We start from the raw sequence: 26721 nt of genomic DNA on the forward strand, positions 1-26721 counted from the left end.
TAGTCTCGTGCCAAGCGCAGGCCTTATAGCGGTGGCGATGGCGGCGTGCTGGCTCAAGGATGGTGCCGTGGTTGCCGAGAAGATGCCGAGCGTCGTGCTGGTTGATGACCTGCGCTCGTTTCTTGATGGTCGGGTGGCACACGTTGCGCGCACCAGCAGGGAGGGCATCGAGGCACTGGAGCGACACCGCGGACAGCGATTGGACGAGCTTTGGCTGGATCACGACCTCGGCGAGGACGACACGATCTGGCCGGTCGTCGAGGTGTTGGAGCGGGCCGCGTTTGAGGAGGGTCCATTCGATATCGGCGTCGTGTACGTCCACTCAGCGAACCCCGCCGGTGCTGGAAAGATCATGCAGGCGTTGCGTCGCTGGGGCTACAACGTGCGCTCTGCGGCTGGCTCACCGTTCGTCGGCTACCTGGCCGAGGCCGAGTAGCGGCCTGGGGAAGCCAGCCGGCTGCCGGCCTGTCGGGCTCCACTTGATGCGTTACGGATTGCTGTCACTTGATCCGTTACACATCCGGCTAGATGATCTCACTTGCACCTGGCTATGTCTGGGTGGCCTTCAGCTGCGGTCGAAGTGCCCGTTCTCGCCTTCTTTGCCCTGATAGATGGAAGAGTAAGCATCATGGCGACGGACCATGAGGCAACGGCGGCGACAGACCCGGGATACGCCGCCGCGCTGGACACGGCTGAGCGCCTGCTGGGCTTCCGCTTGGAGCGCTTTCTTGGCGCTACCCCTGGTGAGCCAGCTAACGGCGCAGACTTCAAGCGGATCGCGACGATGCACGCCTTCGGCGACGTTTGGCCGCGCACCGAGCACCTAGATACGCAGACGCGGGCACTGGTATCTGTAACCATCGCGGCAACACTCGGCGTCCTGGAGCCGCTACGCGGTCAGCTCCGCATCGCGCTCAATGCCGGCGCCACCAAGGAAGAGATCGCCGAAGTCTTCCTTCAGGTCGCGGTCTACGCCGGCGTAGCACGCGCGTTCGACGGCTACCAGGTCGCGGCCCAGGTCTTCGCAGAGGACCCGGAACGCTAAGGTACGGGTTTTCATGCTCGCACGATCCGGCAGTCACGGACAACTCCACCAACGCTCGGCGGAGTGTCACGCAGGTCCTGATACCGATGTGTCACGCAGGTCCCGAGACCGGACAACGAATCCGTCCCAGGACATGTTTGACCTTGGGTCTAGGTTGTTGACACGACCTTGCGGGGTCGCTTTGCGGTGAGAGAAGACCTTTGATGGTTTCTGACCCCCTGAAGGCCGCCACGCGGGAACTTCGCCGGGTGCGCTCGATGCGCCCTGCTGATCCTGCGGATCCCTGTGACCTGGCCGAGTGGCGGGAAGCCATGGCTGAGGCGTTGGACGGTCTGTCCCGGGTGCTGCTGTTCGAGGGGGATCGCGGTGATGCTCGCGCGGAGGCGGAAGCTGCCCGTGCTGAGGCAGCCCAGCTGCGCGCGGGGTGCGTGTTGCATCGCTGTTGATCTAGACATGGGATGCGGCCGTTCGGGGGGGGCATTGATGCGGGTGACGGGGCGCTGGTTAATGCGGCGGACGGTGCGTATGCCGTCGTCGCACTCGATCGCCAGCTCGGTGTCCGAGACGGTGATGGTGACGGTCTTGCCGGCGTGGACGCGCCCGAGGGCGATCTTCTGCCAGGCGACCATGACCACGCCGCTGCTGGAGGCACGGCAGTCAAGATCACCCTCATCGTTCTTGAGGCTGTGGAGGCAGGATCGACAACAGTTCCTCATCACCGTGAGACTGCGCTTCCGGCTGGGTGCCGGCGTCGTCGATAGTGTTAAGGCGTGCCTGCTCATGCGCGCCTTTCCCTCGTGATCGAAGCCGCGGAGTCGCTTGCTGCGGGACTGACGAACCCGACGCTGCTCGTCACACTGCACCGCGACATCGATGAGCTGAGCGGCCGCGACGGTCGCCGGCTGGGGCGTTCCACCAAGCAGTATGCGCTCCGCTGGGCGATCTTCACCATGTCCTATGCGGCCGTCGAAGCGTTCTTCAACGACGTCCTCCGCGATCCCACGAGTCCGCGCGCACTGCCGCTGAATCCGGACAAGCTTCACCAAGCTGGCGAACTATATGGCGTCAAGCTCTTCACGAACGACTGGGGTGTGCGGACGCGGGTCCAGGGAACCGGAGCTGGCAATCGATCCAGGTGGGCCGTGTTCGCCGGCAAGCAGTCCCTCGGTGCTTACCTGGCGGATATGAAGAAACTCCGCGACCTGCTCAGCCACGGTCAGGATCCGCGGGCGGCGTCGAACGCTTCGGGCGCACTGTGGACGCTGGCGAACGGGGGCCATTCGATGCGGCTCATGGGCGCAGAAGGTTTCATCCAAGCCGCCTGCGATCTATCTGCCCAGACGGTGTTGGCCTTCGGTGGTGACCTGAACGACCTCCCGGAGTGGCCCGAGCCAGCTCGATCAGGGCTCTCGGCGGAACCGCGCCCGGCGCTGAAGCTCTTGCCTGCCGACGCATAGATTTGCCCCCACGGCCGGCAGGTTGGACACCCTGACCGGCATGGGGTCCGGCGCGCCACGGGGGCGGATCGGGCGTTTGCCCATGCCCGGACGCACGAGTTCAAGGTCATGCATCGCCGAACGTGGATTAGCGACTTTACATTGACGGTATGAGAGGAAACAGGCGGCCGGTTGAGTTGATGTTTGCCACGCTGGCTGTTGTGGTCGGCTTCAACATCGACTTCAACGCGTACGTCGGCAACGCGGCTGACTACCTCGGGCTCGCGCCTGATTCAGTGGGCCGGAAGATGCTGCTGGGTTTGAGCGTGCCAATTGCCGTGGTGGCGTTGACTTGGCTATCGATCTTCTTGTTCCACCGCCTGGTATGGCCCTTCTCGCCGAGGTCCGAGTGTCGCCGGGGCCTCTGGCTCTACTTCCTCCTTGCTCGCACCGATCAAGGAGATCTTCCTGTCACGGGTTGGTTTCGCATCCATCACACGCCCGATGAAATCAAGATCAACGAGGCTCTGGCTTACTACGTAGATGGATCAAAGCTGGTGTTTCGGGGGGAATGGCACAGTGAGACCGTTTGGACGGGTAACCGACGGCTTTCATTGATCTTTACGATGATTGCGCAAGGTGTGACACGTGAACCGCTACCCTCTCAATACCAAGGGCACATCCAACTGACGTCAAGATCTCGCGGTACTAACGGCGAGCGAGACCTCTGGACGGGGTATTTCCACGACCTCGGCGACCGTCGGGGTATCCACGGACCGGTCGCAGCCTTCCGGCTCCCTCTGTGGCAGATGTTCCAGCCACCGCGCCGTCTACTTGCCAAGAAAGTCGAAAGACTGCGTATCTCGGCGTACGAACTCGTCGGAGAGGTAGTTGACTTTCAGCGCAGCCGACAAGATCCGGAACATGCGCGGAACGATCGAGCGCGTCGCCAGGATGTCGCCTGGTGATCGTCCTGCTAGGAGATGAGCTGTACCAGCAGGCGCAATACCCTTCCTCAACCGTGTGTGTTAACGCCGGGGGCGGCGGGCTCTGGCAGGCCAGTTTGGGGGACGCTGGGGGCACGAGACACCGTCAAACGTCGGCAAGCAGCCAGCAGCTACGGCAAGCCGAGCCAGCGCGCGACCAGCGTGCTGACCAGGCCGCCGCAGGTCACGAGTGAGCCGGTCTAAGTTCCGCTTCAAGGTCTGAGTCAGGTTTCCTGGCTCGGACGAAGTCCGCATAGTCCTCTCCGGCAACCCCGTGGTTGACCCAACGGTGCGGCGATGCCCCGGTCGTGCGCTCTGCCAGTTCCAGCGCTTCGGCCGGGTCCTGCACGTGCCCGATGACGCGGCCAGGTCCGGGGTCGTCTTCGCCTTCTGGGTCAAGCGGCGGGAACACCGACAGGTCCCGGGAGTCTTCGTCGTCCAGGTCCTGCACGTCATGGACTGACAGGTTGTAGCCGCCTTGCCACGGCCAGATCGAGACCCAGCGGATGCCTTCGATGCCCTTCAGCGTGGCGGGTCCGAGAAACTGCTCGACCTCCTTCCTGCGCTGAAGGGTGCCAAGGAGGAAGGACCGGCTGAGGTATCGCACGCTCGGAGGCTACCGGCCGCAACAGCGGATGCCTTGTTGCGCTCGACAGCAACGGCGACAGCAACCGGGCCGGACGTAAAGGGGCTCAGTCGGACAGCGGCAGACCTCTGCCCGAGGTCACAGACACATGCGGACCAGCCCGGACGATGCGCCCAGAACTCACAAGCGAGGGGTCAAGGGCTCCCGGACCAGCAGCGACCTACGTCGCCGACGTGTTGTAGCGATCAAGCGTTGCCTTTGACGTCGAGGCGTCGCGGAAGACGAGTTCCCACGGGCCGGTGTTTACGTCCATGTCCTTGCCGAAGCCGATCCACTTTCCGGCCATCCGCCGGCCGGTCGGCTCGGCGATGAGCTGGATTGCCCCGTGGTATCGGGCGCCCCGGTAGTAGCCGGTGGGGTCGGTCTGCTCCACCCAGGTGCCGGTGACGACGGCACCGTCCACGGTCAGGTCCAGCGAGAGAGACGATGACGCAGAGCCAGGAAGGCTGCGCGCGGTGAGCCGATCGCCATGCTGAAGCAGCACCACGAAGTGTTGTCCGGCGAAGGAGTCTCCCCGCCCGCTGGAGTAGTACTGGTAGCGGCTGAGCCACACGCCTTCGTAGGACTGGTGGGTCGTGGTGGGCCTGGACGTCGGTGTCGGTGTGGCCAGGCTGGAAACGGGAGAGGTCAGGTCATGGCCCCCGTGTTCGTCGTCGGCGACATGCCCGCCGGGCACCGCGTCGAAGCCGAGCAGTGAGATGGGTAGCCCGGTGACGACCTCCAGGGCGCGGGCGTAGACGGGGCGGGGTGCGGCGATTGCTCCGGACTCCCATCGCTGGACGAGTCTCTTGTTGGCGTCGTTGGGTTCGCCGACGCGGTGGCCGGCGGCCTGGAGAGCGCGAGCGAAGTCGTCCTGGCTCATGCGCATTCCGGTGCGGACGGCCCGCAGGGCGGTGTTGGGGGCGGCCATGACTGCCACCATAGCGCTGTGTCGCCCTAATGTCGCCGGCCAAGTGGCCTGATTGTCGGCAGTTGTGCCGTCGCAGTAGATGACATCTCGACGTCACTGTGGATTCGCGACGGTCGACGTGCCGCCGCTTCTACTGGCGGAGGTGTGGGGATGCCGCGTAAGGGCGATGAGTCGGCGGTAAGCCGGGGCGAGCAGATCCAGGCGGCCGAGCGCGAGGCGGCGAAGCGGCGGCTTCTAGCCGAGGCGGAGGCGGACCGAACTCCAGTGGCGGAGACCACGCGAGCCGTACCGGATCGGCGGTGGCGTCGTGGGCAGCGTTGAGCTGTTGCCGGTCGGGCGGCGGGTGGCGTACTGGCGGGGTCGGCGGAAGTTGTCGCAGCAGGTGTTCGCCGACCGGCTTGGCAAGTCGAAGAGCTGGGTCGACAAGGTCGAGCGCGGCGTCCGGTCGCTGGACAAGCTTTCCACTCTCCAGGAGATCGCCCGGGTGCTCCGCATCGACACCGCCGCGCTTGTCGGCCAGGACGCCGCCCCGGCCCAGGCGACGGGTAGCGGCGACGGCGTCGAGCGGATCAGGGCGGCGTTGTCCCGCTACGAGGTCCCGTTGGGCAAGCCAGTGGGCGGTCCGGTGGTGCCGGTGGATCGGATGCTGCGGGATGTGGGGTACGCGTGGACGACGTTTCAGTACGCCCGGTACTCGCAGGTGATCGACCGGGCGCCCACCTTGCTTGTCAACGCGCAGCGCACCCACGCCGAGGCCCCGGAATCGGGCCGGGCATCGTTGGTGGAGGCGTATCGGGTCACCGCTGCGCTGCTGGTCAAGCTCGGTGACGCTGAGCTGGCGTGGCTGGCCGTGGATCGGGCGATGCTTGCCGCCACCGGTGATCGGGAGTTGGTGGCCGGCGCAGCCGTGCAACTCGGTCAGGTGTTGCGCGCGCTCGGGCGGGCTCGGGAGGCGAGGTCGGTGATGCTCAGTGCCGCGTACCGGATCGCTCCGCCGGTGATCGACGACGGCGCATCGGCGGAGTTGTCCCTGTGCGGGACCCTGCTCATTCAAGCCAGCCTGGCGGCGGCGCAGGACGGCAACGAATCCGCCGCCGGCGACCTGCTCGACGAGGCCGCCGGCATGGCGGAGCAGGTCGGCGACGGGTGCGATCATCACCGCACCGCTTTCGGGCCGACCGCCGTCGACGTGGCTCGCGCCGCCGTGGCCGTGGAGAACGGTGACACCGACGAGGCGATTGCCTGTCACGAGAAGGCCACCACGCGCTCCGGCTGGCGCTGGCTGCCCGCCGAGCACCGCGCCGCGCACCTGCTCGACGTCGCTCGCGCCCACCTGCATGCCGGGGACGTGGGCAACGCGGCTCGCATGCTGACCGAGGCCGAGCGCACCGCGCCAGCCGAGATCACGCACCGTCCTGTCGCCCGGGAAATCATTGCCGAGGTTGTCCGCGACCCGCGCGCCCCGACCACGATCGCGAAGCTCGCCGCCACGCTCGGGGTCGGCTGAGCAGCGCTACACGCGGATGAGAAGTACAGCAGTGAAGTACAGCAACCGTGCCAGCCGAACCAGGCCGAAAAGCGCCTCAGCAGGCCGTTTGAACTCGCATCGAGCCCGATCCAACCTGCTCGCCGAGATTTCACATCGAAGAGGTCAGCCTTCGCTACTACCCGCCTGGCCGGTGCCGGCTGTCGTCGGGAAGGCCGCTGACGCCGGTTAAGACGGCCATGTGTCGGCTCCGCCTGAAAACTGACCCCGTGGTTCCGGGCGGGTTCCAGTACTTGTCGCAACACACCTGATCATGTGAGGCGTGTTGATGGGACGACGAGGGCGCAAGCGCAGGCTCGAGTTGGAGACGGAGTACTGGCGGCTGCTGCAGTCCGGAGTAGGGACGTTCGAGGCGTGCCGCCTCGTGGGGATCGGCCGCAAGACGGGCTACCGGTGGCGTGCCGAGAATGGCGGGGTGCCGCCAGCCTGGCTGGCGGACGATGTCCGGTCGGGCCGGTACCTGTCGCTGTTGGAGCGGCAGCGGATCGCCACCCTGCGACGGCAGGGCTGGACGATCCGGGCGATCGCAGAGCAGTTGGGCCGCTCACCGTCGACGGTGAGCCGAGAGCTGCGCCGCAACGTGCGTCCGCACGACCGCGGCGTATATGACGGCGACCTGGCCCACGCGCGGGCCCGGCAGCGGGCCCGCCGTCCGCGGGGCGGGCGACTGCTCGCCGACGCCGACCTGCGGGCCGTTGTCCAGGCCAAACTCGAAGAGGATTGGAGCCCGCAGCAGATCTCCGCGTGGCTTCGCCAGACCTATCCCGACCAGCGGTCGTGGCACGTCTGTCACGAGACGATCTACCAAGCGCTCTACCGCGGCGGCAAGAGCGGACTCAGCCGCCAACTCACCCGCCGGCTGCGCACCGGCCGACCGCTGAGGAAGCGGCGCCGCCGCCCAGACCAGCGCCGTTGTCGGTTCGTCGCTCCCGGGCTGCTGATCGAGCATCGACCGGCAGCCGCTCTGGGTCGCACTCGTGTCGGTGACTGGGAGGGCGACCTGATCGTCGGCCGGCAGAACCAGTCGGCGATCGCCACCCTTGTCGATCGCACCAGCCGCTACCTGCGACTGGTGCACCTGCCCGTCGACCGCACCGCAGAGGCCGTTCGCGATGCGCTGCTCACGATGCTGGCAGAACTACCGGAGCCCGTCCGCCTCACCCTCACCTGGGACCAAGGCGCGGAGATGGCCTACCACCAGCAGATCGCTCCACTGCTTCGCGACGGAGTGTTCTTCGCCCATCCCGGCCGGCCCTGGCAGCGCGGCACGAACGAAAACACCAACGGCTTGCTGCGCCAGTACTTCCCAAAACGCACCGACCTGTCCCAGCACAGCGCAGCCGATCTCCGTGCTGTCGAGCTGAAGTGACCCCTATCGGCCGGACACCTCGATGTCTGTCAGGGGCTCTTGGTGGATCTTCTCGTAGGTGTCGGGGCTGACGTTACCTAGACGGCTGTGTCGGCGGCGAGGGTTGTAGAAGCCTTCGATGTAGGAGAAGACCTCCATCTCCAACTCGTGACGGCTGGGCCAGGCGCGGGTGTAGACCAGTTCGGTTTTAAGGGTGGCGAAGAACGTCTCGGCCATGGCGTTGTCGTAGCAGTCGGCGACCGAGCCCATGGAGGCCAGGACGCCGCAGGAGCGTAGGGTGCGGCCGAACTCGAACGAGGTGTACTGGCTTCCGCGATCCGAGTGGTGGATGAGCTGGTCGCGGGCGGGTCGGCGGTGCTGGATGGCCATGCCGACCGCGTCGAGGATCAGTTCGGTGCGCAGGTGGTCGGCCATCGCCCACCCGACGACGCGGCGGGAGTAGGTGTCGACCACGACGGCGAGGTAGAGGAAGCCTTCCCAGGTGCGCAGGTAGGAGATGTCCGCGACCCACAACCTGTTCGGGGCGGTCGCCGTGAACTGGCGCTGGACCAGGTCCGGCGCGGTCGCGGTGGCTGCGGCCTTGCGGCGGGGCTTGCCGCGTCGCCGGCGGTGGGCGCCCTCAATGCCGGCCAGGCGCATGAGTCTCGCTACCGCTTTGCGGTTCCACCGGTGGCCGCGGTCATGGAGCTCGGCGGTGAGCCGGCGGGCGCCGTAGACGCCTCGATGCTCCGACCACGCCTGCCGGGTCACCTCGACCCGATGCTGGTCCTGGCGATGCCGGTCGGCGGCATGGTGCCGGCCGGCTCGGAGCCACTGGTAGAAGGCGCTGTGACCGACGCCGAGCAGCCGGCAGAGCAGACGGACCGGGTAGGAGGTCTTCTCCGCGTCGATGAACCGGTACACGTCGGCACGGTTCACCGCTCCGTCTCGCGTGCGAAGAAGACGGCGGCTTTTTTCAGGATCTCCTTCTCCAGCTCCAGCTGCGCGACCTGACGCCGCAACCGCACCAGCTCAGCCCGCTCATCCGCGGCCAAGTCGCTGGGCCGGCCGCCGTCACGTTCCTGCCGCATCCGGTCGACCCAGTTGCGCAACGTCTCGTGGTTGACGCCCAACTCCCGACCCACGTCACGGATCGTGCGACCGGAGTCGAGCACCAACGCCGCGGCCTGGCGGCGGAACTCCTCGGGGTACTTGCTCTGTCGAGCCACAGCGGTTTCCTCCTCCTCGGCAGGATGCCAAGTCAGGAGGTGTCCGGTCTCAGGGGGTCACTTCAAGCGACGTCTCAACAACCGGCCCCGCAAGATCCTCGGCTGGCGCACTCCGGCCGAGGTCTTCCACACCGCTCTGGCATGCTAATGACCGTCACCGTTGCGACGACTACTCGAATCCGCCCGCGCACCGGCCTTGCGATGCCGGCCACGTCCTGTCAGAAGTCGGTTGTCGCCGCGGTGCGGGTGGCTTACCGTGCGCGGCGTGCCGTCGACGTTGTGGGAGTTCCAAGACTTGTTCGTCGAGCTGCGGGATGGTCCGGCTGCGGGTTGGGGTGGCGAGGTGTTGCAGCCTTGGCTAGATAGGCGTCCTCACCTCGTAGCCGAGTTGCACGAGCTGGGCCGTCCAGACAGCCGTCGGGTGAGTGTTCCGCGCGAGGGCAACCACTACACGGCCCTGGAAGGGCTGTACGCGTTCAGTCGCATCGTCGATGTGCTGCTGTCGGCCTTTCAACCGGGCAACTCCGATCCGCAGTTGCTGGACTGGACCAGCGGCAAGCCGTGGTGGCGGGGCACCATTCCGGGAACGTCGGCATGGTCGACGTTTCGCGCGGCGATCAGGGCGGCACCGCTGGCCGAGTCGTCATTCCACCCGTTCTTCCACGAGATCGTCTCGGTGCAGGTCAGCGACGACGCCGACGAGCCGCCAAGCGTCATCGGCGAATTCTGGCCGGGCGCGATCGTCGGCAGCATGCTGGTGGCCCGAGCTGGCGTGGCGGTCCGGGCCGGCGCTCACCACCTCGACGCCGACGTGGCGGCACGATCGGCGCTGTACTGGGCCTGGTGGCGGTGCAACCGCAGAGTGGTGGATCCATCCCACGGCTGGGGTCACAACTCCCAGTGGAGTACGGATTTTCGTCGCGACTACATCGCCGAGGGCCACCTGTACTACAACGTCGACGCCGATCCGTCGAGACAGCCGAACCGGGACCTGAACGACGCGGACCGGATCGACCTGCTTAGGTACCGGTGCAGCATCCGAACCGATCTCGGCGCCGATCAACTGCCGTTCGACGACACGTTTGTCGAGCAGGCACCGTAGGGCCGCCCGAGGCGCGCACATGCCGCATGGCCAGCGCGGAGGGGCGACTCAGTCTAACCAGTTGAAGAGCAGGTCACCGAGCCGACTCGGTTGGTGGTAGGCGATATCCTTGCGTTCTTCTTCGGCAAGAAGACTGAGGTGCCGGTCTTCAAGCGGCTGATTCAGCTCTGCCGTGGTGGCGAGCCGCAGCGCTGCGCGGCGGTAGATCTCCCCGCCGGGAACGTCAACGAACACCGCGTTGACCATATGGGGATCTTGTCGTTCGGCTCCAGCGACCAGGAATGCCGCAGCGTTGAAGAGGATGCTCATGGGTCTGCCATCACGAAGTCGCACACCGACCCTGTAGTGGTTTCGGCCGGTCCTCGGCTCCTCGACCGAGGTGGTGACCACACCGCCGACTGCCCTGGTGCTGGCGTACACCATGGCCAGCCAGGTGGCACTGGCCGCCTAATCTGAGTGCGGTTTGGTCACTCCCGCCCGGAGCAGATGGATGATCTCCACGCAGGGATCATCCGGCATCGCGCGCCGAAGGCGCATCTCAGGAGCGGACGTCCCCACGCTTTGTTGAGGCCGGCCCTTGTGCACGCGTCTGCCGCTGAGAAGGCTCGGCATGTCTGAGCTTGTCGAGTTGACAACCGGGGCCGTGGGAGCGGATCGGGAGCAGTTGGGCCAACGGTTGCTGAGCGGGCGTTGGCGTCACTAGGACGGCTTGAGCAATCGGCCACGGAGTCTGACGCACGACGTGCAGGACGGTCCGGCACAGCCTGGAGGCATCAACCAGGTCGCGGGCCTCTGATCGGGGGAGCAGGTTGGGAGCAACAGGGTGTCCTGAACGGCGCTGAACCGCCCCGAACGGTAGCTGGCCCGCATCCAACTGCACCCTCCCTGCGCGCAGCTTTGCGTTTCCGTAGGTCAAAGACCGTGCGGCGTCCTGCTTCACACCGAAGAGGTCACTGGTTCGATCCCAGTATCGCCCACGCAGGTCAAAGGCCACTTCCCGGCTTTGGGAGGTGGCCTTTCTGCTGTCGTACAGCAGTTAAGTACAGCAGACCGCTCATTGCGCGAGTGAGTCGCCGAGGCGTTTGAGTGCGTCTCTGGTCGCCTTCGTCGATACCTGGGTGTAGATCTCCATCGTCACGGAGAAGCGGGCGTGCCTCAGCACCTGCATGGCGACTCTGGGGTGGACGTCGAGGTCGGCGAGCAGTGTGGCGCAGGTGCGCCTGGCGTCGTGGACGGTAATCGGTCTGACGCCTGCCTTCTCGCACCTCGTCTGCCAGGAGCGTTGGAAGTTGCGCGGGTGTGCTCCAGCCAGCCGGAGAACTCGGGCGCAGCGGCGCGGTGCAGGACCTGGGCGTCACGGCCAGCGGCGAGGCCGGGGCGGTAGGTGGTGAAGATGGCTGTCTCCTCTTGCGGGGGTGGCAGGGACGGGAGACGAAGCACCACCAGCCGTGGACGCCTGTCCGCTGGTGGTGTTCGTCGTGTCTCCTGGCACCGCCGAGAGGGCGGCTGACGCCGGAGGGCGGAGTCGTGGTGATGCCACTTCCCGCCGATGGGTCATGTCCTTTCGCTCCTGGTTTTGGTAATTCAGGGCTGGCACGGGTGGGGAGCCTGGAATGCCGGCATCCGGCGGGTTGCCGTCGGCCGTCCCCAGCCGTGGAGCGGTGCGAACCCGGGCCATCGTGGACGTCAGGGAAGGCCGTGCTGGGCCGCTTAGCGGATTCGGGGGACCGGCGTAGCGGCCGGTGTGATCGGAAGCTGGCGGGACGTGGCCCGCGTCAGCGGCAGGAAGGCCGCTCGGCGTCTCCGCAGTCGAGTCCAGCGATCCGGCAGGAAGGCCGCGCTGGCGTGCTCGACAAGTGTCAGAGTAGCACCGGGTCCCGACACGTCAACGTGTCGTGAAACTGCTCTCGAGCCAATGAAGTTCGGCGTGGCCTACAGAGCGATGCGGTCGACGACCGATCGCTGGAGCGGACCGGTGTACTCGGTGAGGCTGAAGCGGCGATGCCCATCCGTGGGATGCACGGTGACGGCGACAGCGCTCTCGTCTTCGAATCGCAGCGTGAAGACGGGGTCGAGTTCGCACAGGAATGCAAACGCCTCGCTGTCCTCGTCGCTCTCGCCGACCAAGCGACCGTCGGCCTCCCAGTCGCCGGTGACGGCGGCAATCACGATGGCCACCTCGACGCTGTCGAGCAGGGTGGAGGAGTTCGCCCACCAGTCCAGCCAGCATCGGCCCTCGAAACGGTCCATGCCGTCATCTTTGCAGGGCGAGGACAGGCCGGTCGCCGGCCGCCCGCCGGCCGAGTGGGAGAACTTGCCTTACATCGACGAACTTCTCTTGCATCGATCGAGGCGGCCCGCAACGGGGCCGCACGCGCCGTCGCCTGGGCGCGCATCCGTCGCTCCGCTGGCGCTCCGACTCCGGCCACGCAACACGCCCGGCGGCTGGCGCGGAAGCGGGAAGCCCAAGGGGCCGCCGCAGCACGACAGGCCGTTGACCGGTAAGAGGCCGGCAGCCGGCCGGGCCGCGCGGCCACAAGCCCGCGCGGCGTAGGGGAACGCACGCCGGCTGCGTCGGCGAGCTGGCGGCGGTCGCGGGGTTGCGGTGACTGCGCCTCCGGCGGGGGCGCTCCGGCTCCAGGATGGCCGGGGCACCGCCGGCGGGTCACGGTCCGTGGGTGGTTGCGGTAGGCCATCCCGCCTGCCATCGACCCGGGCAAGCCGAGCAGACCACCGCCCGACCCGCCAGGGTCCGAACATGCGTCAAGGCCGTCCTGACGAGGCGGGCCGGGCGGCGGTCCGCTCCCCAACAGGGCGGGTCGACGGCAGACAGTGATGGCGACCCAGCCGTTGATATGTAGACCAGGCGCGCCAGCTATAAGAGCTTGATAAGCCACGCGCGGACATTCGCGCAGTGGACCACCGACCGCGCGGCCGACTTCCGGTGGACCCTCAATCGTGGGATCTCGTGGCTCGAACAGGCCACGAGGTTCCATCCGACCCGACTACCGCAAACCGCAGCCGCAGCTGTAGCCGACGAACGCTCCACTCCTCAATGGGAGTAATCAAATGAGATCGTTGTTGCGAGCATGCCATAGGAAAGTAGCGGCCTAAACGTCATTCATGCATTGCGCGTATGTGTAACCGACTCGGGTGGCGAAGGCGATTTTCACCCAGAAGCCACCGCTGTAGCCGCAGGCGGTGACTGACTGAGCGAGTACGTACCCAGAGCAGTTATATTGGTATCCAGGCTGCGCCGTTGTGATCAGCTCTGCCGTCGTGGATGGGGCGGTCCGGATCGGCAGATTGGTCGCCCAGGACTCGACCCGGCCCGTAGCGCAGAAGGTGTAGTTCACGGAAAACTCGCCACCGGCATCCACGCTCGACGCGGCCGGACCGGTTGGCGACGTTGGTGCCGCCGCAGTGGCGGCAGTGGGCGCAGCCAGGAAGGTTGCGACTGCGCAGGCCGAAGCTAACACGAATCTCTGTGCCGTCATTCTCGCCTCTTCCAATAAATTGTGCGCGGAATCGGTACAATGGACGAGCCCCGTTTATTGGCATAGTGGCGGTAGTCGATCGGCGGCTGCCGCACGCGCCAACTAGAGATCACCGTACATCAGTAAACGTCTCTATGCTAGGTCAACCCCGTGGGAGGACAGTGCGACGGAGTGCGCGCAACTAGAACGTGCCCAACTAAAACAGGACATGTTGCGCGAGGCCGAAGCCGTGCTGCGGGACGTGGGTGACTAACTGGGTGACGATCGGGTCGGACACCACTGGACGAGCCCGGACGAGCCCGGACCATACCCGGCAGCCAGAGGCAAGGAAGCCGCAAGTGGGCCCGCCGTGATTGTTGCCTGGAGGTCAGGCAGTCTGCCGGGGCACACACGGGGCACAAGACAGTGTGAAACTTCGGCAACCAGCCATCAATGACGTGAGCCCAGGAAAGAGCGTGAGCAGCACACCGACCAAGCAGGGACGAGCCGGTCTAGGTTCCGCCTCAAGGTCTGACCGTCCGCCCGGGTATTACGTGCCGCGTGGGCAAGCTGGCCCTTCGCCCTTTGCTCCGGCGGGTCATCATCGCGTTCATGGAGGCGTTGACGGCTCTCTTTGGCGCGGTCGTAGGTGGCTTGCTGGTCCTGGTCGGGGAGATTCTCCCTGTCGCCGATCAGAACGGCGAGGCCGCGCGGTAGACAGGATCGTCGCTGCGAGCGCCGACTTCGCCATGGTCATCAACAGGACATCTGGCGAGATGATCGATGCCAGGCCTCGCCAACTGCCTCGGCCTGGCTCGGCTCTCCGTGCCGAGCGCCACGAAGCAACCACCCAGTTCTTCATGACACCAGCACCGCCAGAGCTGCATGACGCGGCCTTCGGTGGTGACCTGAACGACCTCCCGGAGTGGCCCGAGCCAGCTCGGTCAGGGCTCCCGGCGGAACCGCGCCCGGCGCTGAAGCTCTTGCCTGCCGACGCATAGATTTGACCCCACCGCCAGTAGCAGCGCTGACAGCAGCCGGCTGGGACGAGGGCAATCGCCCACCAAGGGCTTCTGCGGTGCAGAGCGTACGGACCGCGTTGCCTCCTGCAGCCGGTTGCAAGGTATTCGGGGGGCGGGCTTCGCTTGATGCGCCGCCCCCCGAACGTTCAGTTAGAAGATGAGGTCGAATGCTGACCAGTTGGATCCGATGATGGTGTAGCTGGGTTTGAACCGGCCGGTGCCGTTGCCTTGGTAGAGGTAGAGGTCGCCAGTGGGACTGTAGCGGCCGATCACGTCGGTGTTGCCGTCCATGTTGAAGTCTCCGACGGAGAAGATGTGGTTGAAGCTGCTCCAGTTCGAGCCGACGATGGTGTACCCGGACAGGATGCGACCGCTGCCGCTTCCTCGGTAGAGGTAGAGGTCCTTGGTGGTGTTGATGCGGGCGATGATGTCCGGGTGACCGTCGCCGTCGAAGTCGCCCGGGGAGAAGATCTTGTCGAAGGCGGCGAAGCTGGAGCTGATGACGGTGTAGCCGCTTTGGACTCGTCCGTCTCCGATGCCCTGGTAGAGGTAGAGCTCTTTGGTGGTGCTGTTGCGGGCGATGATGTCGGCATCTCCGTCGCTGTCGAAGTCGCCGGGGGAGAAGATGGTGTCGAAGGCGGCCATGCTGGAGGTGATGATCGTGTACCCGGTCTGGAAGTTACCTCTACCGGTGCCTCGGTAGAGGTAAAGCTCCTTGGTGGGGGTGTAACGGGCGATGACGTCGGTGATGCCGTCGCCGTCGAAGTCGCCGGGAGAGAAGATGATGTCGAATCCTGACCAGGCGGCGCCGATGGTGGTGTAACTGGGGTTGAACATGGCGCCGTTGCCCTTGTAGAGGAAGATGTTCTTGTTCGGGCTGTATCGGGCCATGACATCCGGGTAGCCGTCGCTGTTGAAGTCGCGTCGGGGGCCGGCGGGGATGGGTTGAGCGGGACTGACGTTGCTCTTCCAGGCGAGGGTCTCGCTGACCTGGCCCTGGAGGTAGCCGGTGTAGCTGCTTGTTCCGTTCTTGTGCGCGCCGATGCGCAGTGGGCCGGTGGCATTCCATCCGCTGGGGTGGACGGCGGTGGCGACGTTGACGTCGTTGACGTAGAGGCCGAGTCGTCCCGATGTGCTCTGGTAGGAGACGGTGAGGCGGGTCCAAACGCCGAGCTGCACGCTCGCTGCTGCCGCCGCGGCGGTGTCCCAGGTGGCGGTGGTGGCGTCGGTGCGCGGCATGCCGACTCGCCAGCTGGCGTCGGAGGCCTCGGCCCAGAGCCTGAATCCTGCGGTGTTGACGCCGTCCTGTGAGATGACGGTGCCGCCGGTGGCGGTGGGTTTGACCCAGACGTTGACGGTGTAGTCGGCGTTGGTAAGCACCGCCGGACCGGCCGTGGCGAGGGTGCTGTTGGTGCCGTCGAGGGAAACATTGGGGCTGAACACGTCGCCGCTGTTCCACGCGGCGTTGCCCGTTCCTGTCGCGGGCAGGGTGCTGACGTCATCGCTGGCGACGTTGGTGCCGCTGACAGGTCCGCCGTCGGCGTTGTTGAACGGCCAGGCGTGATCGGCGGTGATCACCGCGCGGTTGGTGGAGGCGGTAATCACCCCGACGTCGGTGGTGATGCCGGTGACGAGCCATGGTGTCACCGTCGCGGACGCGTCGATGCTCCAGAGGTCCCCGGTGCCGTCGCCGTCGATGTCACTGCCCTGCAGGGTCAGGGCCTTACCCGTGTTCCAGCTGTTGTTCAGCAGGTGCTGGGTGTAGTGGAGGGTGTAGGTGGTGCCGTCGTTGTCGTAGGTCAGGTTGTTCCAGAGGTAGAGCTTTCCGGTGGTGGCCTGCCAGAGGAACAGGTCGGTGCCGGCCTGTGTCTGGGCGGAGGTGATGGTCCAGGTGTTCCAGTCGTAGCCGCCGGTGGGGGTGGTCTGGGCGGCGAGGGTGTCGACCTGGCCGTAGCCGCCGATGCCGTCGGAGTTGGGGTAGTAGTTCAGGTAGTAGCCGTTGGCGTCGCCGGCGATGCCGATCAGGTCAGGGTAGGCGAGGCCGCTGCGGTGTCCGGCGTTGGCCAGTTGCAGCGGGTTGAGGGCTTGGTTGTCGACGAATGTGCCGGCGTTGATGCCGGCGTATGTGCCGTCGAGTTGTGCCTGGATGGTGGAGCCGTCACCGTTGCCCCGCAGGATGACCGCTTCCCCGGCGTGGGCGCCGGTGGGGTAGTAGGCGAGGACGTCCTGCAATCCTTGGCCAGCGAAGCGTCCGGGCAGGATCTGCGCGCCGTTGAAGTCGCTGGGGCGTCCGGTGAGAAACACGCCGTTGCCCTTGGCGCCGATGTTGGTGCCGATCCGGTTGACGCCGGCGTTGCCGGCCCCGGCGCCGAGCCACAGGCCGGGTGGGAGACCGTTCTTGGCGCCGGCGGTGACCAGGTCGGCGTTGCCGTCTCCGGTGAAGTCACCGTCGGCGGCGAAGGCGGCTGGTGCAGAGTTGAAGGTGACCACAGCGTTGTCGCCGATGTTGCCACCCGGGGACAGGCTCGTCACGGTCAGCGAGTTGGTGAAGCGGGTCGGGGTGATGTTGATCGTGAGGCTGCCGTTGGTGGCGGGCAGGTTGCTCGGCGGGCCGGCGTTGAGCTGGTACAGGTAACCACTCGGCGTCGTTCCGGTCGTCGGCGGCGAGATCGTGATGGGGAACGACTTGCCGATCTGGGTGCTGCCCTCGGCTGGGGTGGGCAGGTCCGGCGCACCGGTGCGGGTGGGGTCGAACTTGAAGCTGCAGGTGCTCGACCAGTCGCTGGTCTGGTTGAAGTCGGTGGCCTGGGCGCGCCAGGAGAACTGGGTGATGGCTCCGCCCGCCGCGGCACGCAGCGTATCCACACTGACCTTGCGGACGGCGGTGGACCCGGAGCCGTAGGTCAACAGGTTGGGGTCGGAAGTGACGAGGATGGTCCCGGGGGAGCTGGTCTTCCACAGCTCGAACCGGACGCCGAGCACGCCGCCGTTGCGGTCGGACACCGGCGCGTACAGCGTCACGTTGCCGTCGCCGATGGTGACGACGGTTGTGCAGGAGGTAGCGGGGGAGGTCGTCAGGCCGGAGGGTTTGTTCGGCTTGTGGTTGTAGGTGATGGCCAGGGTAGGGCTTGTCTCGAGGAACTCTTTCCAGCTGTAGGTGTCGGTTTCGTCGTAGGCGCGCAGCGCGAACGTCTGCAGCTTCTTGCCAGCTGACACGTTGGCCTGGATGGTGCTCTTGACGTCGAAGGAGACGCCCTTGGCGGGGCAGGACGAGTTGTAGCCGTGGGCCACACTCTGGTGGGTAATCACGGAACCGAGGCTCTGCCCACTCCAGTAGTCCCAGGTGGCGTTCGACGCCTTCAGCGTCGTGGCGGGAGCGTAGAGGTCGACCCTACGGGCGTCACACGAGTAGGCGTACGTTTCGGTGATCTTAAGCGTGGCGGTGTTGATGGTCGCCCCCGCCAACACCGAGGTGGCGATCGGAAAGTTGATGAACGTGCGGGACAGGATCGACCCGGCGTTGCCGACCTGCATACGCCCGTACGGGTCCGGTGTCTTCTTCCAGTAGTTCGTGCTCGGGTACTGCTTGGCAACTGTCGTCCAGCCATCATTGTCCGAGCCGGACGACGACCAGGTGAACGTAGGGTCGATGAACACCGGGTAGACAGTCTTCGGTCCGGTGAGCAGCTTCTTGTCCGGGGTCAGGCGGATCTTGCCGCGGGTGAGGGCGGTGCGGATCCGCGCGGTCCGCGCGGTCGGTGCGGGCCCGGCGCTGGTCGACGTGGCACGGCTACCCCCACGGCTTGCCGCGACCGCCGTCTTGCTGGTCGACGACGGGGCCGAGGTGGTGGAATCCCACATCAGTGGCGCCGGAGCGGTCAGGACGACCTGCCGGCTACGGTCGGTGCCGGTGATATTTCCGGCGCCGTCCGTCGACAGGGTGATACCAGTGGTCCTCGTGCCCATCGACAAGTTAGCGAGGGCCGGGTTGGCAGCTGCTTTGGGTGTGTGGACGACGAAGACCTCGGAGAACGCGCCCCGAGCATCCGCGGTTACCTGCAGATCTACATCGGGCAACACGTTCGCGTAGGTGGCGGTCGGCCCGGACACGGTCGGTTCGGGCAACTGCATGGGAGCCGTCAGCGACATCGACAGGCCTGAGTCGCCGATGGTCGCCAGCGGGCCGCTCCCCCCTCCGGACAGCCGTACCTGGCCGTAGCCGACGGCCGAGGACCAGGTGCCGTCGCCGTTGCGCACCAACGTCGCATCCAGGGGTTGCCACGTCTCACCGACCCGCTTGCGCTGCGGCAGGGCCGAACGGCTGGCGGTGACCGTCCCGTCCGGGTTGCCGATCACGGTGTCCGTCGCCGTAGCCGCACCCGTCGCCTCCACCGGCTTGCCCGATGCGCGGGCCTGCGCCACGGCCTGGTCGACCGTCACCCGCCCTGATGTCAGCGGCTGTGGTGGAGCCAGAAAGGGCGGCTCATCGGCTGCCGCCGGTGTGGCCGCCGTCGTCATCAGCAGGCCAGCTGCGGCCAGCACCGATATCGCGCGTGCGCGCGCGGTGCGGCCAGGATTCGTACGCATTCAGTCAACCGCCTTTGTTCCCCGTCGGGATCCTGTGCTTGTCGGAGGCCGACCTTAGGCGTCGTCACGGCGGCGGGGGAACCAGTTGATCGAGGTGAATTGCCTCGTTCCCGATGGGCGATGTCCCTTTGTCCAAACCTGGAGGAGGCCATCGTTACCTCATCGTGATCTTTGGGGTCGATGGGGAGTTGACCTTGCGTGCGAGAGTCCGTGCGGACGTCTCAGCCATGGACGTCCGGCGATTCCCTTGACCGAGTGAGGTGGCGATGACTGTGCCGAGTCTTCAGCGCGGGCAGGCACGCAGACGACTGCGCGGAGTTCTTGCTCTGTGCGTCACGATGACCTGCGTCATCGCTGGGTCGTCGGTGCCCGCCTACGCCGCCGCACAGCAGCCGACCGCGCCACCGAAGCCGTTCCCGGGACGCGCCGTCAACGGTGTCAAGCCGATCCCGTCGCACTTCACCACCCCGCGGAACGCGGCCAAGAGCAGCTACAGGCCCACCGCAACACGGTGGCCTGCTGCCTCCACGGCTTCGGTGACGCTGTCCGCATCGAGCGGGGTCCCCTCGACCGCCGCACGCGCTGGGGGTGCTCCGGTGTGGGTGCGCCCGGCCACCGCGGGGGGCCGCTACGCGGGGCCGCCGAAGGCGGACGTGCGGGTGCTGGACCAGGCTGCAGCACAGCGGGCGGGCGTCGCCGGTGTGCTGCTGGCCGTGTATCCGCAGGGGCAGGGATCGGGCAAGGCTCGCGTCGGTGTGGATTACGCCGGCTTCGCCGAGGCGTACGGCGGCAACTACGGATCCCGACTGAAGCTGGTGCGGCTGCCGGCCTGTGCGCTCACGACACCCCAGTTGGCCTCTTGCCGGGCCACCACGCCGCTGGAGTCGACCAACGATGCGCAGGCGCGCACAGTGTCGGCGGAGGTCACCCTGACCGGTGCCTCCTCCAGCGACCGCACGGCGGGCGCGGCGGCGCCGATGGTGCTGGCCGCGGCGGCGGCATCGGGCACCACCGCTAACGGTGCGGGCACCTACGCGGCCAGCGACTTGAAGCCGTCCGGGTCGTGGAGCGGAGGCGGTAGCTCCGGCGCGTTCACCTACAGCTACCCCGTCACCGTGCCCCCGGCAGCCACCGGGTTGGCGCCGGATGTGGCCCTGTCGTACAACTCCAGCAGCGTCGACGGGCAGACCGCCTCCACTCAGGCCCAAGCCTCCTGGGTCGGTGACGGCTGGTCCACACCGCAGTCCTACGTCGAGCAGTCGTTCATCTCCTGCGACGACGACCCGGAAGGCATCACTTCCCCGAAGAAGACCAAGGACCTCTGCTACGACGGCCCGATCCTCAACATGTCGCTGAACGGCTCCACGTTCGCGCTGGTGTGGGACGCCGGCAAGCGGGTGTGGAAGCCGACCTCCGACAACGGCGAGGTCATCACCCATGAGATGAACACCAACAACGGATCCGGCACCCACGACACCGACTACTGGCGCCTGACCACTCGCGACGGCACCGTCTACGAGTTCGGCCGCAACCAACTCCCGGGCTGGACCTCGAACAAGCCCACCACGAAGTCGGTCGACACCGTCCCGGTCTACTCACCGCACCCGTCCGGACCGTGCTACAAGTCCGCCGGGTTCACCTCATCGGTGTGCACCATGGCACGCCGGTGGAACCTGGACTACGTCACCGACGTCCACGGCAACGCCATGGCCTACTACTACAAGCAGGCCACCAACTTCTACGGCCGTAACCAGGGCGCGACCATGGACTCCTACGTCCGGGACAGCTACCTCGAGCGCATCGACTACGGCTTCACCGCCGGCAACGCCTACGGCACCGTCCCGAACCAGGTCGTATTCAACGTCGACGACCGGTGCCTGTCAGGCACCTGCACCCCGCTCAACGCCTCAACCAAGGCGAACTGGCTCGACGTACCATACGACCTGATCTGCGCCTCCGGCGCCACCTGCTCCTCGTGGAGCCCGTCGTTCTTCTCCACCGTCCGCCTCGCCTCGATCACCACCAAGCAGTACGACACGGGCAGCGCCCAGCACATGCCTGTCGACTCCTACACCCTGAACCACACCATGCCGGATCCCGAAGACGGCACCTCAGCCACTCTGTGGTTGGACTCGATCACCCGCACCGGACACGACACAACCGCAGGCGGCTCGATCGCACCCATATCCCTGCCCCCCGTGTCCTTCGGCAGCATCCGGCTGCAGAACCGCGTCGCACTCACCGACGGCTACCCGGTGTTCAACCGACACCGACTCGAGTCCATCACCACCGAGACCGGCTCGGTCATCACCGTCTCCTACGAGCGGACCAAACCCTGTGCCACCCCGGTCACCCTGAACCCGGCGACCAACACGACCTCCTGCTACCCGGTCCGGTGGACGCCGGACGGTCTCACCGCCCCGATCCTCGACTGGTTCAACAAGTACGCCGTCACCCGTGTCAGCGCCACCGACCCGACCGGCGGATCCGCTGGCACGTTCACCAGCTACGCCTACCCCGGCGATCTGGCATGGCACTACGACGACAACGAACTGATCAAGCCCAAGCACCGCACCTACGGCCAGTTCCGCGGATACGGCACCGTGCACACCTTCACCGGCGACGGCGTCAACGACCGGCGCACCAAATCCACCACGCTCTACCACCGAGGAATGTCCCGCAACAACGGCGGCGCGGTCGTCACCCTCACCGACTCCACCGGCGGCACCCACGAGGACATCGACCAACTCGCCGGCCAGCCATTGGAGAACAGCCAGTACGTGGGTGAGGGCGGCGCGGTCGACAACTCCACCATCAGCGCCTACTGGGTGTCCGCGTCCTCGGCCACCCGCACCCGGGCCGGGCTGCCGGACCTGACCGCGAACTGGGCCGCCCCCGTCCTCGTGCAGAACAGGCAAGCCATCACCTCGGGCGGATCGACCACCTGGCGGGTCACCCAGATCGACACCAGCTATGACGCGACCGTCACTTCACCCACCTTCGGACTGGTCAAGGCCACCTACAGCCACACGGTTCCCGCCAACACCGCATACGACCAGTGCACCACCAACAGTTACGCGCCGAAGAACACGAGCAAGAACCTTGTCGGACTGATCAGCGACACCGAGACCGTGTCCGTGGCCTGCGCCGGCTACACCGCGGGGACGCCCGCCTCCGAACCCGGAAGCCTCAACACCCTGAGCGCGCCAACCACGGTACCCCGGCCGGCGAAGGTGGTCTCCCGCACCCGCACCTTCTACGACGACACCTCCTGGTCGACCACGTTCCCGCAGACCACCCCCAGCGCGGGCAACGTAACCATGACCCGAACCGCAGCCGACTACACCGGCGGCGCCTACACGTGGCAGACCACCGCACGGGCCACCTACGACAGCTACGGCCGGGCGAAGGACACCTACGACGGCAACGGCAACAAGACCACCACCACCTACACCGAAAACACCGTCGGCCTCACCACAGCAACCACCGTCGCCAAGCCGCTCGGCCACAGCCAAACCACGACGATCAGCCCACGCCGAGGACTGGCCCTCACCACCACCGACGTCAACACCATCGCCACCAACCAGAAGTACGACGCCCTCGGCCGAGTGACCGCCGTCTGGCTCAACGGCCGCGCCACCACCGCACCGGCGAACTACAAGTTCACCTACGACATCTCGAAGACCGGGATCACCGCCACCACCACCGAGCGGGCCAACGACTTCAACGGCTACCTCAAGTCGATCGTCATCTACGATGCGCAACTGCGCCCGCGGCAGACCCAAGCCGCGACCTCGCAGGGCGGGCGGCTGATCACCGATACGTTCTACGACACTCGGGGCTGGACAGAGGGCACCTACAACGGCTGGTGGGACCCAAAGGCCACGCCCACCATCGACAACCCGGTCACCGCCCCCGGGCTTCCCTCCACGGTGCCCAGCCAGACCTTCACCACCTACGACGGCCTCGGCCGCCCCGTCATCGTGAAGCAGGCCAAGGACAACCTCGTCGTCTCCAGCACCACCACCGTCTACAACGGCGACCGCACCACCGTCGTCCCGCCCCTCGGCGGCACCGCCACCACCACCGTGACCGACCCGCTCGGCCGCAAGAGCCAACTCCTCGAGTACACCAGCCGGCCGACACTCAACACACCCAGCGACACCTTCACCGGCACCTTCACCACCACCGGCGGGACCGCTCTCACCTCGACCTACGGCTACGACGGCCACGGCAACCAGTCCACCCTCACCGACAACGCCGGCAACCCATGGACCTCCCAGTACAACCTGCTCGGCCAGATCACCAGCAAAGACGACCCCGACGCCGGCGAGACAACCGGCATGACCTACGACGGCAACGGCAACCTCACCGAGTCCACCGACTCACGCAGCAAAACCGTCTCGTACACCTACGACGCGCTCAACCGCAAAACCGCAAGCTACGCCGCCGCCATCACGGCCCAGTCGGCCAGCAACCAGCTCACCGCCCTGTTCTACGACAACTCCAACAGCGCCGTCGCCAACATGACCAACCCGAAGGGGCAGCTCACCACCGCCACCGCCTTCTGGAACGGCCAGCCCTACACCACCCAGGTCAAGGGATTCAACGCTTTCGGCGCACCCACTGGGCAGACGGTCACCGTCCCTCCGACCGAGGGCGGCCTCGCCGGGGATTACGTCTTCACTCACATCTACACCCCCAACAGTGGGCTCCCGCTTAAGACCATCTATCCAAACAAGGGCGGCCTGCCGAGCGAAACGGTCCTGTACGGCTACGACGCCTTCGACCAGGTTGACCATTTCGGCGGCCTCAACGGCTACCTCAATGCCGTCACCCAAGACGCCTACGGCCGAATCAACAGTCAAACCCTCGGCTCTGCCCCTAACCAGGCATCTATCATCAACACCTACGACGAACACACCGGCCGCCTCAAGCAGCAACTGGTGACCCGCACACCCACCAACCCTGGCGACGTCGACAAGCAGAACTACGACTACGACCTCGTCGGCAACGTCACCCGCCACATCAGCACCCGCCTCGACGGTGCCGCGGCCGAAACGCAGTGCTACACCTACGACCAGCTACGCCGCCTCACCGAAGCCTGGACCGCTACCGACAACTGCACCGTCGCGCCAACCACCGCCAACCACACCATGGTCGGCAACACCATCGGCGGCAACAGCGCCTACTGGACCAGTTGGACCTTCGACAGCCTGGGCAACCGCAGTGGCGAAACCCAACACAACCTCACCGGCCCGACTGACTCCACTACTAACTACACCTACAACGGCAACAACACCGGCCAACCCCATACCCTGACCTCCACCTCCACCACCGGCTCTACCACCGGCTCCGCCACCTACGGCTACGACACGGCCGGAAACATGATCACCCGCAACGCCGACAACGGAAGTCAAACCCTCACTTGGAACAACGCCGGGCAACTTACCTCCATCGCCAACGCTTCTGGCACCAGCAACAGCCTGTATGACGCGGCCGGCAACTTGCTACTCCAGAAGGACCCCGGCAGCGTCACCCTCTACCTGCCCAACGGTCAACAACACACCCTTAACACCACCACGCAAGTTGTCGCCGGGGTTCGCTCCTACCCATTTCCGGGCGGCGGCACCGCTCTCCGCACCGGCACCGGCATCAGCTACACCTTCGCCCTTGCTGATACGCAGGGAACCCCCACCCTTTATTTGAATAACACCGCCCAACTTCCAACGTGGCGGCAGTACGCCCCCTATGGGAAATACCGAGGTGTGGCTGTCGCGTCTCCCGACAACCATGGCTTCCTGAACAAACCCGTAAATGCGAGAACTGGCTTGATTCGACTTGGCGCCCGGGAATACGATTCCTCCACCGGCCGCTTCATAAGCGTCGATCCGTTGATGAGTGCGACCGATCCTCAGCAATGGAACGGATACGCGTACTCCAACAACTCGCCGGTTACATTCAGTGACCCGACGGGGCTGATATGGATTAACGATGGAGGCGGCAATTATGTTCCTCCTTGCATGGGGTCAGTTAACGCGTGCGAAGGTCCGCCTAGGACGCCTTCCGCCGCTCGTCCGCAACGTCCCGGTCCTGCGCCCTCTCCGAACGTTGGCTCTGGTGGTGGGCGCGTTAGGCCTGGCTCTAGGCCTTCTCCGAGCGCTTGGGGTGACGGAGGCCCGGAGCTGAAGGACGCCCATCGCCAGTTCTGTGAATCCCTGCCGAGGACCTGTGGCCAGATTGCCCACCAGCAGCTTCGCTCCGATGCTGAAGCTTGCAGTTGGGTTCCGTATGTTGGTGCTCCTTGTGCCGTTGGGCTGGCGGCGGATGACGCGCAACAGGGTCATTGGGGTGCAGCGCTCATTGGCATCGCCGCCGTCGTGCCTCTAGGTAAGGCGTTCAAGGAGTTCAAGGCGGCTGCGGATGGGATTGAGGACGTCAGCCGGGCGGCAAGTCGGGCGGATAATGCTGCAAACGGCGTACGACTCGCGGATCAGCTTAAGCGTCAGGGTGCCTTTGCGATCTTCAAGGGTGCCGGTAAGCTTCACCCTGATGTCATCGCCGGAAGTCGACGAATCATTGGCGGCGACAAGCTGAATAACCCGAAGGTGATCGAGGCTTTAACGGCAGATGGAAGCGACATATCAGATTGGGGAAAGTATACCAGCCAAACTTATGACAGCCTGGACGGTCCGTTCCAGGTGCACTTCTATCACAATCCGGTAACTGGTGCCACCAATTATTCTATAGACGCAAAGATCGTCTATAATGTGGCGAGGTGAGTTATGATCGTTAGATGCTCGAAAATTATTAGCCCTGCTAGCCGGCAGGTTGTAGACAGTCACCCATCTATTGCTGTAGGAGAGCTATACCGAGTCTTCTGTATTGAGATCTCAAGGACTGGTAGGACGGAATATAGGCTTCTTGGCAGGGAGCTGCTCACTCCTGCATTGTGGGACTCTGAAATGTTCGAAATCGTCAACGACGCGATACCCGATAACTGGGTTGTTGTAGGCGCTAACGGCTCATTGTCGATCGGTCCGGATTTCGTCTCGCGGCCTGGCTTTTGGGAGCGGTATTTTGATCAAGAGCCGGAAGCGGTCAGGAGTTACCGGGCTGAGCTGGATCGGGTGACCGAATAGATCATTTCTGAACCGACCGAGGGCGAGCGCACCGCACCGGCTGAGATCACGCACCGGCCTGTCGCCCGGGACATTCTTGCCGAGGCTGCCCGCGAACCCGCGCGCCCCGGCCACGATCGCCAAGCTCGCTGCCACGCTCGGGGTCGCTGAGCAGCGCTACGGGCGGAAAAGAAGTACAGCAGTGAAGTACAGCAACCGTGCCAGCCGAACCGAGCCGAGAGGCGCGTCAGCAGGCCGTGTGACCTC

At 65.7% G+C, this 26721-nt stretch carries 17 protein-coding genes and 1 pseudogene; 9 read left to right on the forward strand and 9 right to left on the reverse strand.

Features of this window, described 5'->3' with window-relative positions; translation table 11 throughout:
• The first annotated feature begins 67 nt into the window (after positions 1–67).
• Positions 68–436: a cyclic-phosphate processing receiver domain-containing protein gene (locus tag O7600_RS27855; RefSeq protein WP_281591342.1), complete on the forward strand. Its 369-nt coding sequence runs from the start codon at positions 68–70 to the stop codon at positions 434–436.
• Positions 437–628: 192 nt separating this feature from the next.
• Positions 629–1045: a carboxymuconolactone decarboxylase family protein gene (locus O7600_RS27860; protein WP_281591343.1), complete on the forward strand. Its 417-nt coding sequence runs from the start codon at positions 629–631 to the stop codon at positions 1043–1045.
• A 149-nt stretch (positions 1046–1194) separates the two neighbouring features.
• On the opposite strand, the gene O7600_RS27865 is transcribed toward O7600_RS27860, so the two are convergent.
• Positions 1195–1674, reverse strand: coding sequence for a hypothetical protein (locus tag O7600_RS27865; protein ID WP_281591344.1), 480 nt, complete (start codon positions 1672–1674; stop codon positions 1195–1197).
• 141 nt (positions 1675–1815) lie between these two features.
• Between O7600_RS27865 and O7600_RS27870 the strand changes: the two genes are divergently transcribed.
• Both O7600_RS27870 and O7600_RS27875 read left to right on the forward strand, forming a co-directional pair.
• Positions 1816–2502, forward strand: a complete 687-nt coding sequence (locus O7600_RS27870) for a hypothetical protein (RefSeq protein ID WP_281591345.1) — start codon at positions 1816–1818, stop codon at positions 2500–2502.
• A 149-nt stretch (positions 2503–2651) separates the two neighbouring features.
• Positions 2652–3449, forward strand: coding sequence for a hypothetical protein (locus O7600_RS27875; RefSeq protein WP_281591346.1), 798 nt, complete (start codon positions 2652–2654; stop codon positions 3447–3449).
• 202 nt (positions 3450–3651) lie between these two features.
• Here O7600_RS27875 and O7600_RS27880 read toward each other — a convergent pair whose 3' ends face one another.
• Together O7600_RS27880 and O7600_RS27885 are read right to left on the reverse strand one after the other, a co-directional pair.
• A complete protein-coding gene (locus O7600_RS27880) occupies positions 3652–4074 on the reverse strand; it encodes a hypothetical protein (RefSeq protein ID WP_281591347.1) in 423 nt (140 codons plus the stop codon).
• Between the two features lie 199 nt (positions 4075–4273).
• Positions 4274–5023 carry an XRE family transcriptional regulator gene (locus O7600_RS27885; protein WP_281591348.1) on the reverse strand — a complete coding sequence of 250 codons (750 nt, stop codon included), beginning with the start codon at positions 5021–5023 and terminating at the stop codon, positions 4274–4276.
• Between the two features lie 307 nt (positions 5024–5330).
• Here O7600_RS27885 and O7600_RS27890 point away from each other — a divergent pair, with 307 nt between their 5' ends.
• The gene (locus O7600_RS27890; RefSeq protein ID WP_281591349.1) at positions 5331–6530 is read left to right on the forward strand and encodes a helix-turn-helix domain-containing protein; all 1200 of its coding nucleotides are present in this window, start codon (positions 5331–5333) and stop codon (positions 6528–6530) included.
• A gap of 307 nt (positions 6531–6837) precedes the next feature.
• A complete protein-coding gene (locus O7600_RS27895) occupies positions 6838–7938 on the forward strand; it encodes an IS30 family transposase (protein ID WP_281594290.1) in 1101 nt (366 codons plus the stop codon).
• A gap of 3 nt (positions 7939–7941) precedes the next feature.
• Here the strand turns inward: O7600_RS27895 and O7600_RS27900 are convergent, their stop codons facing one another.
• Together O7600_RS27900 and O7600_RS27905 are read right to left on the reverse strand one after the other, a co-directional pair.
• Positions 7942–8841, reverse strand: coding sequence for an IS3 family transposase (locus tag O7600_RS27900; RefSeq protein ID WP_281590201.1), 900 nt, complete (start codon positions 8839–8841; stop codon positions 7942–7944).
• Between the two features lie 11 nt (positions 8842–8852).
• Positions 8853–9146, reverse strand: a complete 294-nt coding sequence (locus O7600_RS27905) for a transposase (RefSeq protein WP_013289120.1) — start codon at positions 9144–9146, stop codon at positions 8853–8855.
• A 265-nt stretch (positions 9147–9411) separates the two neighbouring features.
• On the opposite strand from O7600_RS27905, the gene O7600_RS27910 reads away from it, so the two are divergent.
• Positions 9412–10248, forward strand: coding sequence for a hypothetical protein (locus tag O7600_RS27910; protein ID WP_281591350.1), 837 nt, complete (start codon positions 9412–9414; stop codon positions 10246–10248).
• A gap of 48 nt (positions 10249–10296) precedes the next feature.
• Here O7600_RS27910 and O7600_RS27915 read toward each other — a convergent pair whose 3' ends face one another.
• From O7600_RS27915 to O7600_RS27925, 3 genes and pseudogenes are all read right to left on the reverse strand, one after another.
• Entirely contained in the window at positions 10297–10557 is a 261-nt protein-coding gene (locus O7600_RS27915; RefSeq protein WP_281591351.1) for a hypothetical protein, read from the reverse strand.
• A gap of 745 nt (positions 10558–11302) precedes the next feature.
• Positions 11303–11545, reverse strand: a pseudogene (locus O7600_RS27920) (tyrosine-type recombinase/integrase); the annotation flags it as partial.
• A gap of 635 nt (positions 11546–12180) precedes the next feature.
• Entirely contained in the window at positions 12181–12498 is a 318-nt protein-coding gene (locus O7600_RS27925; RefSeq protein WP_281591352.1) for a hypothetical protein, read from the reverse strand.
• A gap of 1787 nt (positions 12499–14285) precedes the next feature.
• Here O7600_RS27925 and O7600_RS27930 point away from each other — a divergent pair.
• A complete protein-coding gene (locus tag O7600_RS27930; RefSeq protein ID WP_281591353.1) occupies positions 14286–14441 on the forward strand; it encodes a hypothetical protein in 156 nt (51 codons plus the stop codon).
• A gap of 455 nt (positions 14442–14896) precedes the next feature.
• Here the strand turns inward: O7600_RS27930 and O7600_RS27935 are convergent, their stop codons facing one another.
• Positions 14897–19333, reverse strand: coding sequence for an FG-GAP-like repeat-containing protein (locus O7600_RS27935; protein WP_281591354.1), 4437 nt, complete (start codon positions 19331–19333; stop codon positions 14897–14899).
• Positions 19334–19599: 266 nt separating this feature from the next.
• On the opposite strand from O7600_RS27935, the gene O7600_RS27940 reads away from it, so the two are divergent.
• Positions 19600–26115, forward strand: a complete 6516-nt coding sequence (locus tag O7600_RS27940; RefSeq protein WP_281591355.1) for an RHS repeat-associated core domain-containing protein — start codon at positions 19600–19602, stop codon at positions 26113–26115.
• Positions 26116–26721: the final 606 nt, after the last annotated feature.

The organism is Micromonospora sp. WMMA1998 (genome assembly GCF_027497375.1).
GTDB classification, from domain to species: domain Bacteria; phylum Actinomycetota; class Actinomycetes; order Mycobacteriales; family Micromonosporaceae; genus Micromonospora; species Micromonospora sediminicola.